Here is a 10,771-nt window from a genome sequence, read left to right as displayed (position 1 = left end):
GCACGCTGTTTGACGACCAGGCAATCGCGGTAACCGTGACGGGCGTCAACGACAACTCACCGGTGATCACCTCCAACGGTGGTGGTGCGACGGCTTCGGTCAATGTGGCGGAGAACACCACGGCGGTTACGACGGTGGTGGCGACCGATGCCGATCTGCCGGCGCAGACGCTGAGCTACTCGATCCTGAATACGGCCGGGACGGACTTCAGCAAGTTCTCGATCAGTTCGAGTGGGGTGCTGACGTTCAATTCGGCGCCGGATTACGAAAATCCCCAGGACATCGGTGGCACCGACGGCGACAACGCCTACGTTGTGGACGTTCAGGTGGCCGACGGCAATGGCGGAATCGACACGCAGACGATTACGGTGAACGTGCAGAACGTCGTTGAGACGCCAGTTGATACCGTGGCGCCAACGGTGATAGTGACAGGGACTGCCTTAGGGAGTTCGGTGGGTTCAACGTCGACGGTCACATTCCAGTTCAGTGAGACGGTGAGCGGTTTCAACCTGTCTGATGTAGCAGTGACGACAACGAGTGGAGCGCCACGCGGAACCTTCAGTAACTTTACCCAGGTTGACGGCGATACCTACACGGCAACGCTGACCAGAACGCTGGGCGGTAGCATGAAAGTCGACGTTGCCGCGAACAGCTACACCGACCTGGCGGGTAATCCTGGTGAGGCTGGGAGCAGTGCAAACCTTCCGGCAGGCGTTGCCGGCGACCCCATCAATCTGGCCCTCAACGTTCCACTGGCCGATATTAGCGGCCCCGTGACGGTGACCATCGGCGGTGTTCCTTCGGGATGGAGGTTCAATGCAGGTACCGACAACGGTGACGGCACCTGGACCGTGCAAACCAGCGATCCCGCCGCATTGACTGTGACAACTCCAAGCGACTTCGCCGGTGCGTTGGTGCTCGATGTCAACATGCACTGGAGCAACAGCGACGGCAGCCCGGCAAGCGCCTATGTGTTCAACAACGTCGAAGTCTATGCCCCGGGCGCACCGATCTTCGCCTTGTCCGCCGACGACAACCTGACCGGCTCGTCCGGTGCCGACACCTTCGTCTTCGCCCAGCCGATCGGCAACAACGTCATTTACAGCTTCGACGCGGCGGCGGACAAAATTGACTTGATCGGCTTCACGGGCGTCAACGATTTTGCGGATGTGAGTATCGCCAACGACGCAAACGGCAATGCCGTGCTCAGTATCAGCGCCGACCAGACGATCACTGTCAACGGCGTGGATGCGGCGGCGTTGAGCGGAGCCAACCTGCTGTTCGATGTGGACCCGGTCACGACCAATACGGGCACCATCACCATTGCCGACGGCGCGATCATGCCGTTCGGTGGCAGCATCGACAACAGCGGCACCATAGCGCTCGGCTCCACCGGCAGCGGGACCGATCTCGAGATTCTGTTCCGTGGCGCGACGTTGACCGGTGGCGGGCAAGTGGTTCTGTCCGACAGCGCGCACAACGTGATCTTTGGTGGCAGCGCGGACACGGTGCTCACCAATGCCGACAACACCCTCTCGGGTGCCGGCCAGTTGGGAGCAGGGCAGATGATGCTGGTCAACTCGGGCCTGATCCATGCAAACGGCGTCAACGCACTGGTGATCGATACCGGTAGCAACGCCGTCACCAACACTGGTGTGCTGGAAGCCAGCGGCAGCGGCGGATTGGTGATTGAAAGTGCGCTGGTCAACAGCGGCAGCCTGTGGGCGAACGATGGCAACATCACTGTCCACGGAGATGCCAGTGGCGCGGGAAGCGCGACTATCAGCGGTTCGGCGATGCTGGAGTTCGGTGCTGCCTCCGATCAGCATGTGACGTTCGACAGCGGCGCGGCAGGCACGCTCAAGCTTGATGTGTCGGCGGCGTTCAGTGGCAGCGTCAGCGGTTTTACCACGGGCGACAAGCTGGACTTTGGCGATGTTGCGTTCGGCGCCAATACGCAGATCACCTATGCAGCCAATGACACAGGCACCGGCGGCATGCTGAGCGTGAGCGACGGTGCACATGTGGCGCAGGTCGCGATCAATGGCCAATACGCGGCGGCGGGTTTGCAGGCGAACGCCGAGGGCAGCGGCAGTGAGCTGGCCTACGATGCAGCGGCGGCAAACCACACGATGCTTGGCGGCCTGGCCAACGACACTCTGGTCGGCGGTGCGGGAGACGATCTGTTCTTTGGCGGGCTGGGCAACGACATGCTCAACGGCGGCCTCGGCAACGATACCTTCGTGTTTGCTGCCGCAGGCTTTGGCAACGACGCGATCCAGGGCTTCGACGTCAATCCGACCGGAGGGCAGGACTTGCTCAATATCGCGGGGCTGGGGATCAGCAGCGAGACGTTCGCTGCCAACGTGAGCATTACGGCTGACGGGGCGGACACGGTGATCGGGATCGGAATGGACTCTATTCGCCTTGTCGGTGTCAGCAGTGCAGGTATCGATCAGACGGACTTTATCCTGTCGACATGATGCTTTTGCAACTGGCCGCACGTTGCTACGCGGTTACAGACCCCATTGCGGATAAATCCGCGATTGGGGGCTGTGCGAGGTGTTTTTTGCGTGAGGTGCAGGGTGGGGGACATTCCGCTAATCAGGTGCTAAACGCCCGGTGTGCGGGTGTAGTTCCCCATTTATGGCGAGAGTAGCGGCCCTGTTTCACCGACGTCTTTGGCAGGATCTGCTTGCCCTGAGGCGACATGGGTTTAACGGGTCGAGAAGGGTAATGCCGATCAGTCAAGCCACAACGCAATCTGTAGCAGCTGGCGTAGCCTGCGTCCGGCTGCGCAGCAGTCGTAAAATCAGCGTTCGCGGTACGTCACAGAAGATCGTGCAAGCCGGATTTACGACTGCTGCGCAGCCGGACGCCGCCTTCGGCAGCTGCTACAAAGAAGGCGTAGCGTCCGGGTTCGCCTGATTGATCGGCATTAGGCCATTGCCACAACCCAATCTGTAGCAGCTGGCGTAGCCTGCGTTCGGCTGCGCAGCAGTCGTGAAATCAGGGTTCGCGGTACGTCAGAGAGATCGTGCAAGGCGGGTTTACGACTGCTGCGCAGCCGGACGCCGCCTTCGGCAGCTGCTACAAGGAAGGCGTAGCGTCCGGGGTCGCCTAACTGATCGGCATTAGGCGAGAAGGGCCGCTTTTGGCGGTGAATGGGTCAGGTTTCAGGCTTTCGCCAACCACGCCTGCTGGCGAGCACGAACGGACATGGCGGATTCACCAACCAGTTCGGCATAGACACCTGGAGCTGTGGCGCCCTCAGTGCTTATCAAAAGAATCCGTGACTGAGCGTCGATGCCGACTTCAGCGGCAAGGCTTGGCGAGTCTGTGATGCGGATCAGGCCTGCAAGCCCCGCAACGGCCGACTCACCTGCTTCCAGTGGAATGTCCCGCTGACTGCCGGCCGCGAGGCGACGCATAGCATTGACCGCTTCGTGGTCTTGAATCGTCATGAAAAAATCGACACTGGGTTGCAGGAATCTCCAGGCCAGGGGGGACGTTTCGCCACACGCCAGGCCGGCCATCACCGAGTCCACCGAACCTGTGGCCCTGGCAGCTTTCCCTGCTATTGCACTTTGATACAGGCAGTCCGCTTGCTCCGGCTCAACCACAATAAACGTCGGTCGCCGCTCGCCTTGAAGCTCCCAGAGATAGCTGGCGATACCCGCTGCCAGGCCGCCGACGCCGCCCTGGAGGAATACATGGGTGAATGTCAGGCCGGTTTCGATGATCTCGGCTGCGATAGTGCCGTAACCCTGCATCACGTCGCGGGGGATGTCCTCGTAACCCTCATAGGAGGTGTCGGAAACCACTCGCCACTCGTTCTTCCGGGCAAGCGCTGCCGCGTCCTCCACCGACTCATCGTAATTGCCGCTGATCCGTACGATCTCGGCACCGTAGGTGGCAATCGCTTGCTCACGTTCGACGCTGACGTTTGCATGCAGGACGATGACGCATCGACACCCGACACTCTGGGCCGCTGCCGCCAATGCTCGACCATGGTTGCCGTCAGTAGCACTGATGACAGTGAAGTCGGCGAGTGCTGAACGGTATTGTCCCGCAAGCAACCCGTGGGGCTCGAAGCGCTGCCCCGGGAATTCGCGCAAGATCAGACGAACCAAGGCAATCGGCGCGCCCAGCGCCTTGAAACTTCCCAACCCCGAGCGCTTCGATTCATCTTTTACAAGAAGGTCTGCAATCCCGAGTTCTGTGGCCAGATCAGGAAGCGAGTGCAACGGCGTACTGCCATGGTTAAGTCGCGACCACTGCGACAGCCATGCACTACTCTCATTAGCTTTCTCAACGCTCATGATGTTTTTCAGGGTGTCGGGATAGGCCTGGAATTTTGCGTCAGGGTTGGCAATCAACATAGCGGTTTCCTTTTGGCAAAGCAGGGCCGTCGCCACCGGGTCTGGCCGGTGGCGGGTGAGTTTTTGGGGCATTACGGGTGAGTGTTCAGTCTATGGACGACTACATCGAGGAGCACTTTGGCGCCATTGAGCAGTTGATCGTCTTCGGTGTGCTCGCGAGGGTTGTGGCTGATTCCAGCGCGGCTCGGCACAAAAATCATCGCTGAGGGTGCAATCCTGGCGATCATCTGTGCGTCATGGCCGGCACCTGAAGTCATACGCCTGTGGCTATATCCGGAGCGCTCCGCGCACGCCTCGATTTCATCGGCCAGGCCTGCGTCAAAGATCACTGGCTGGAAGCGAACCAATTGTTCCGTGCTGATCTTCACCCCCTCATCCTCCGCCATTGTCGCGAGAAATCGGGAAAGGCGTTGTTCAGCGGTAACCAGCCGCTCTTCATCGGGATCGCGCAGGTCCACGGTCAAGGTGGCCTTGCGCGGTATGACGTTGACTACATTGGGCTCGAAGTTCATGCAACCGACGGTAGCCAGCGTTGTTCCATTCGAGTCTCTGGCAATCTTGCGCAGCTCGGTCACTACTGCGCTGGCCGCATAACCTGCGTCATGACGCAGACGAGTAGGGGTGGTGCCAGCGTGGTTGGCGTTGCCCTGGATGGTTACTTGCTGCCAGGAAATGCCCTGGAGATTTTCAACGACACCGATGAGGGTACGCTCCGCTTCCAGGATGGGCCCCTGCTCGATATGCAGCTCCAGATATTCGTGAGGAACAATGAAACCCGGTTCCAGATCACCGGCATAGCCGATGCGTTCAAGTTCGTCCCCCAGGCGGGTTCCATCATTACCTACAGTGGCCAAGGCCTCGTGCACCGACATGCCCCCGGCGTAGACCAACGATCCCATCATGTCTGGCTGGTAACGAACGCCTTCTTCGTTGGTGAAAGCACCAACGGTAACAGGCCGCGATGGCAACACACCGGCTTCACGGAATGCACGGACCACCGCCAGGCCCGCGAGGACCCCATAACATCCGTCAAGCGCGCCGGCATTGGTCACCGTGTCGATATGGGAACCCATCATCAAAGGTGCTTGACCACATCGCTCATCTGCTGAGCGCAATGTGCCAAAAATGTTGCCGATGCGATCAACCTGAACGTGCAGACCAAGCTCCTTCATCCACGCAACGACTTGATCACGCCCCGTTTTTTCTGCATCGGTCAGCGCGATGCGGGTACGGCCGCCGTTCACCGGATCAGTACCGATCTCGCCTAATGCATGGATTTGCTGAAGAAGCACTGGACCGTTCAGGCGAAGATCAGGGTATTGGCTCATGTAGCTCTCCGGGTGCTACGGACGGCTGAAAATGCAGCCCACTTGTGAGTTGGCTATGTTTGATGGGTAAATTTTATTTCAATCCAATGCACTATTTTCTTGATTTTTATTCGGTAAATGAATTTTTATTCCGATTTAAGCGATGTTAGCGACCTTTTATTCAGAGCCAACGACACATGAGCCTTGATCATTTTGATTTCGCACTGCTCGAAGCCATCCAGGAAGACGCTACGACCTCGCAACAGGATCTGGGGGCCCGGGTAAACCTGTCCTCTGCTGCCGTGAATCGCCGCTTGAAGAAGATGAGCACGGATGGCGTCATACGAAAGACCGTGGCGCTGCTGGACCCGGCCCATCTGGGTTACAGGCTCACGGTGGTTACAGAAGTAGAAGTGGAAAATGAACGCCTGGATCTTCTGGATGAGATGAAACGCGCATTCCTGGCCTGCCCACAGGTCCAGCAGTGCTACTACGTAGCAGGTGAGTGCGATTTCGTTCTGATCCTGTCGGTCAGGAACATGGAGCAGTACACGGAACTGACCAGAACGCTTTTCTTTGAGAGCAATAACGTCAAGCGATTCAAGACATTGGTTTCAATGAGTAATGTCAAGGTAGGACTGAACATCCCGACAACGGTCGGGGAAAGTTGAGGGCGATCAGCTCCTGACCAGGGGCGGCCTTGAACGTGATCTGTCCGGAACAATTTAGTTGGGCACAAAGGTCGTTCCGCAGTCAGGTTTCGTCCTTTGGCGGGCGTGATTCTCAGGGGGGCCATACCGTAACCTCCCGATCAGAGTTCTTTCAGGAAGCCCAGCAATAGCTCATTGACCTCCGCCGCGCGTTCTTGCTGTATCCAGTGGCCGGCATCTTTGAGGATATGACACCCGCGCAGTCCCGGCAGTGTCTGCGCGAAGGCTTCGATCTGCCGCGGGGAACTCGGAAACTTCAGTACGTCATCGCGCTGCCCGGCAATGAACATCGACGGCTGCCGGATAATGCAACCGTGCCAAGGTGCCAGCAGTGTCCATGAGCGCGTTATGTTGCGGTACCAGTTCAAGCCACCGCGAAATCCGCTGCGGGTGAATTCGCGGGTGTAGCAGGCAATATCCTCATGGCTTAGCCAGGCTGGCAGGGTCTCGGGCTCGATCATCCCTTCCAGGAAGCCCTGGCCCGGCTGCAGCAGGCCGAATATCGGCCGATCAGGCCCGTCACCCGAGCCACTGAAGTAGATGCGCCGCAGCGACGACTCGACGTCCCTTTCCAACTCGGCCTCGGCCACACCCGGCGTCTGGAAATACTGGATGTAGAAGTTGCTGATACCCCGCGAGGCAAATGCGCTCAGGAACTCCACGTGCCCCCGTGGCGAGAAGGGAACGCTCATGCCGACCACTGCGCGGAACAGATCGGGTCGCAACAATGCTGCGCTCCAGGCCACCAGCGCGCCCCAGTCATGGCCGATGATCACGGCTTGCTGTTCGCCGAGTGAGTTGACCAACTCGACCATGTCGCCTACCAGATGGAGTGCGGTGTAGGCGTCGAGTTCGGCCGGCGCATCTGTGCCGCCATAGCCGCGCATGTCGGGCGCTACCGCTCTATAGCCGGCGGCCGCCAGCGCAGCAAGCTGGTGGCGCCACGAGTACCACAGCTCCGGGAAGCCATGGCAGAGCAAGACCAGCGGGCCGGAACCTTGCATGGCTACCTGCATGCGGATGCCATTGATGTCGAGCATTTGGAGGTGTGGCTCGTTCATGTGCGCTTCCTGCAATTCACAGCTTGTAGCCAATCTGCCGCAACAGGTTTTTGCGCCACAGGATGTCTTCATCGCCTTCAATGTCATTGGCACAAAAACCATCCGCTACGCCCAGGATCGCTCGCCCTTGTTCCGTCTCGGCGAGAATCACTTCGGTTGGGTTGGCTGTTGCACAAAAAATACGGCATACCTCCGGAACCATTTTTATAGTGTTCAACACGTTCAGCGGATAGAAACCGTCGCCCAGGAAAATGATGAAGCTATGGCCTGCGGCGATGGCTTTCGCATTCTTCTGCGCCAGTTCAATCATTGAGGTATCGGTGCCAGACCATCGCACCAGGCATTTGCCAGAGGCTTCACAAAAGGCCACGCCAAACTGGATACCTGGCACGGCATTAACCAGCGCTTCGTGGATGTCCTCGACGGACTTGATGAAGTGCGTCTGACCCAAAATGAAGTTCGTCGCATCCGGCTTTTCGATTTTCAACGTGATGAGTTGCATCTCAAACGCCTCCTTCCACGATGTTGCTAGCGGAGTCTGGCAACAAACCAAGCATAGCTACTCATTTGTTATTGCTCCGTCCACTGACTGCTTCTGGCTGTGGATTCAACCGGGGGGATTTGTGATTTATCGGTCATGCAGGATTGGGCGTTGCATCGCCGTGGACCTAGCGAATGCCGGTACCTGCCATGGTCTCCGGCACCCACTGCGCCGTCGAAAGCGGCTCTATGTAGTGGATGCCGCCATGCGGGCCTACCACGCCATTGATGTTATAGGTGCCAAGCGACAGGTCATACGTCATGAAAGGGGTGGCATCCGGGACCTGCTGGTCATAGCTCTGGCTGAAGAATGCGAAGGAGCCACGGTAAAGCTGGCCACTGGTGTCGTACTGATCGGAGGCCAGGGCGGCCCAGGTATCTTCATCCAGGTAAAAGCGGCGTTTCTGGTAGATGTGCTTTGCCCCGGGCTTGAGGTTGCCCTCGACGACGTAGACCCGGTGCTTTTCCCAGCGTACGAAATCCGGGGCAATGAAATTTGGCGTGGTCAGCGATTTTGCATCGCGGACGTAGGTCAGTTTGTAGGTGTTGTAGGGCACGATCATTTCTTGCTTGCCCACCAGCGTCCAGTCATACAGCTCGAGTGCTCGGGCGGTACCGGGGTTGGGTGTGTCGTAGGCCAGGATCGAAATCTGTTTGACGCGACGCTGGGCAGGCATGTACTGCCAGGCACGGCCAGGATACTGCACCGGGTTGCTGGCGTTCTTGAGCATGATCGACTCACCGGCCCGGCGCGCAGGTCCCGTATAGGACAGTTTCAACTGATGATAAATGTCGGAGTTGTTGAAGGGCTTCGACAGGTTCTCGTAAATCGGGAAGGAGACGAATGCCTCGCCGGTGACAGCCAGGCTCGGCACTCCCGCCGAGTCGACGTTCCAGGAGTCGTACTTGGAATGGATGTTGACACCCTGGTAGCGCAGCAGGAAGTTCCACATCGCTTCGGCGCCTGATTGCGGGATCGGGAATGGCACTCCGGGCATGACATTGTCGATGGCTATCCCGCCGTTGAGGGACTTGGCGTTGGTGGCATTAATGCGACTGTTGTCCAGTATCGCCTGGGGGAGCGATGCGGTGCGGTGGGTTGGATACACGTCGATGCGGTAGCCGGGGTAGCGTTTGGCCAACGCTACGGTGGTGGCGGTCAGCATGCCTTTGTACGAATCGACGTTCTTGCCGTTGATCACCAGCAACGGTTTTTCGCCCGCAAAGGGGTCCGGGCGCATGCTGTCGCCGGCCTTGAAGCTGGCCGGGGCAGTGGTCAGGCCACCGTTGTAGGGCGGAATGGAGCCATCGGCATTGCCGGTCTTTTCGGCACCCATCAACGTCAGGCTGGTGCCCAGCCGGGCGGCTTCCTGACTCGATACATAGGCTTGAGCATCAATGGCCAGCGCCATGAAGAGTGGGGCAGCCAAAACCCTTTTCACGAATTTCATATTGTTATTCTCCTGCCTGGCGTACCAGGCAACTCGCGACTCAGGCGCATCCGTCGGCTCAAAGGCCAACCAGACCGGTTCAATCGCCAGAGGCTTTTTCAGTACTGCCATTAAAGAGCCCCCGTGTCGGGGGCGCTTTTCATTCGACGACAGTCTTTTGGCTATTCATGACAGGCCCGGAACTCCCCCGCGGGCAAGGTGGCGGTGGTTGCCCCGGACAGCTTGCAAACCTGTACTGCAAGCCAGTTCTTCTGCCTGGAACAAACCGGGTGTTTGGCATTCGTTGGCACGATAGATGAGCGTGACCATCGCCTGGCTGTATTTCCCTGAGGAATCATTAGGTTACTAAATGGTCATAACCATACGGCTAGACGCTGTCCGGATGAAAACTTCGAGCATCCACAACCTTTCCAAATCTCTAACGTTTAGGACCTTCATATGAATCGCGCAATCATCATGATCCTGGCTATTTTCAGCTCCGTCCTGTTGGGAGGCTGTGCCCCTCACTGGGATGATGGAGAAAGGTACGGCGGATATCACAACCATGATCATCGACGTGGTTACTACCAAGGGGATGACGATGATCAGGGCTATAACCGTCAATATGATCGTCGCGACTATGATCGACGCGACTATGATCGCGATCACCGTCGCTACCGCGATCGCGACGACAACGACGACTGATGCATCAGCTTGCGAACCCACTATCGGAACGACCTCGTTTGCCTGGTAGCAATGGCATAGGACGACGGTGCGGCGAGGCGTTGTTTTTTGGTAATGCTGGCTTAATTCTGATTCGATGAGATCGCACGTTCCCGGATGCGTAAGGTAGCCGGGAACGTGTGTTCAACCGATTGTTTGGACGATTTGCGCCGACTACACTACAGCCCATGAAACGCTATCTGCGGTTTTTCCTCATCTTCATGCTTAGCCTGGCGCTTCCCCTCAGCGGGATGGCGGGCGTTCAGGCAGCGGCAGAACCGTGTCCGATGAAGACGATGGGCATGGCGATGATGGACGACATGGGGATGGACTGCTGCAACGATATGAAGAGTCCTTCCGAACACGGCAAGCCTTGTAAGCCGGGCCAGGAATGCAAGACGGGGGGGATGCTGCAAGTCTCGATCCTCAAACCTCCTGTAACGATCTACCGCCCCGAAGTGATTTCCTTTTTCAGCGACTCCCTGCCCGTACAGACCCCGTCCGGGGTATGGCGACCCCCTCGCGTTTGATTCCTGCACCTCATTGAGCCTTATTCCGCATTAGCGGGATGGACTGGCTGTGCGCATGTCTTTTGACGCGTGCAGTGGATGATTACAG

9 protein-coding genes are annotated in these 10,771 nt (G+C 58.1%); 4 read left to right on the top strand and 5 right to left on the bottom strand.

Going from position 1 to position 10,771, the window contains the following annotated elements:
- Window positions 1-2,483: Ig-like domain-containing protein (locus PMI28_RS30450; RefSeq protein ID WP_007982007.1), on the top strand; the 2,483-nt coding region annotated here is incomplete at its 5' end.
- A gap of 693 nt (window positions 2,484-3,176) precedes the next feature.
- Here the strand turns inward: PMI28_RS30450 and PMI28_RS26265 are convergent.
- Entirely contained in the window at window positions 3,177-4,382 is a 1,206-nt protein-coding gene (locus tag PMI28_RS26265) for a diaminopropionate ammonia-lyase (RefSeq protein WP_007982003.1), read from the bottom strand.
- Between the two features lie 71 nt (window positions 4,383-4,453).
- Window positions 4,454-5,710: a Zn-dependent hydrolase gene (locus PMI28_RS26270; protein ID WP_007982001.1), complete on the bottom strand. Its 1,257-nt coding sequence runs from the start codon at window positions 5,708-5,710 to the stop codon at window positions 4,454-4,456.
- 176 nt (window positions 5,711-5,886) lie between these two features.
- Here PMI28_RS26270 and PMI28_RS26275 point away from each other — a divergent pair, with 176 nt between their 5' ends.
- Window positions 5,887-6,360: an Lrp/AsnC family transcriptional regulator gene (locus PMI28_RS26275; protein ID WP_007981999.1), complete on the top strand. Its 474-nt coding sequence runs from the start codon at window positions 5,887-5,889 to the stop codon at window positions 6,358-6,360.
- Between the two features lie 140 nt (window positions 6,361-6,500).
- Here the strand turns inward: PMI28_RS26275 and PMI28_RS26280 are convergent, their stop codons facing one another.
- The 3 genes from PMI28_RS26280 to PMI28_RS26290 form a co-directional block, all read right to left on the bottom strand.
- Window positions 6,501-7,460 (bottom strand): alpha/beta fold hydrolase, encoded by a 960-nt coding sequence (locus PMI28_RS26280; RefSeq protein ID WP_007981998.1) that lies wholly within the window; start codon window positions 7,458-7,460, stop codon window positions 6,501-6,503.
- A gap of 16 nt (window positions 7,461-7,476) precedes the next feature.
- Window positions 7,477-7,962, bottom strand: coding sequence for an adenosine-specific kinase (locus PMI28_RS26285; RefSeq protein WP_007981996.1), 486 nt, complete (start codon window positions 7,960-7,962; stop codon window positions 7,477-7,479).
- A 166-nt stretch (window positions 7,963-8,128) separates the two neighbouring features.
- Entirely contained in the window at window positions 8,129-9,451 is a 1,323-nt protein-coding gene (locus PMI28_RS26290) for a DUF1329 domain-containing protein (protein WP_007981993.1), read from the bottom strand.
- Between the two features lie 438 nt (window positions 9,452-9,889).
- On the opposite strand from PMI28_RS26290, the gene PMI28_RS29240 reads away from it, so the two are divergent.
- On the top strand, window positions 9,890-10,135 hold the full coding sequence (locus PMI28_RS29240; protein ID WP_007981991.1) for a hypothetical protein: 246 nt from the start codon (window positions 9,890-9,892) through the stop codon (window positions 10,133-10,135).
- A gap of 206 nt (window positions 10,136-10,341) precedes the next feature.
- Window positions 10,342-10,683: a hypothetical protein gene (locus PMI28_RS26295; protein ID WP_007981989.1), complete on the top strand. Its 342-nt coding sequence runs from the start codon at window positions 10,342-10,344 to the stop codon at window positions 10,681-10,683.
- Window positions 10,684-10,771: the final 88 nt, after the last annotated feature.

Source organism: Pseudomonas sp. GM48, from assembly GCF_000282335.1.
Lineage (GTDB): Bacteria > Pseudomonadota > Gammaproteobacteria > Pseudomonadales > Pseudomonadaceae > Aquipseudomonas.
The sequence above is the reverse complement of the archived record's forward strand: the minus strand, read 5'-3'. Positions and strand labels throughout refer to the sequence as shown.

What these genes read in the sequence shown, in the direction of transcription:
- PMI28_RS26295 (WP_007981989.1), top strand. Translation starts at nt 10,342, where the DNA reads ATGAAACGCTATCTGCGGTTTTTCCTCATCTTCATGCTTAGCCTGGCG.
- PMI28_RS26280 (WP_007981998.1), bottom strand. Translation starts at nt 7,460, where the DNA reads ATGAACGAGCCACACCTCCAAATGCTCGACATCAATGGCATCCGCATG.
- PMI28_RS26265 (WP_007982003.1), bottom strand. Translation starts at nt 4,382, where the DNA reads ATGTTGATTGCCAACCCTGACGCAAAATTCCAGGCCTATCCCGACACC.
- PMI28_RS26290 (WP_007981993.1), bottom strand. Translation starts at nt 9,451, where the DNA reads ATGAAATTCGTGAAAAGGGTTTTGGCTGCCCCACTCTTCATGGCGCTG.
- PMI28_RS26270 (WP_007982001.1), bottom strand. Translation starts at nt 5,710, where the DNA reads ATGAGCCAATACCCTGATCTTCGCCTGAACGGTCCAGTGCTTCTTCAG.
- PMI28_RS26285 (WP_007981996.1), bottom strand. Translation starts at nt 7,962, where the DNA reads ATGCAACTCATCACGTTGAAAATCGAAAAGCCGGATGCGACGAACTTC.
- PMI28_RS29240 (WP_007981991.1), top strand. Translation starts at nt 9,890, where the DNA reads ATGAATCGCGCAATCATCATGATCCTGGCTATTTTCAGCTCCGTCCTG.
- PMI28_RS26275 (WP_007981999.1), top strand. Translation starts at nt 5,887, where the DNA reads ATGAGCCTTGATCATTTTGATTTCGCACTGCTCGAAGCCATCCAGGAA.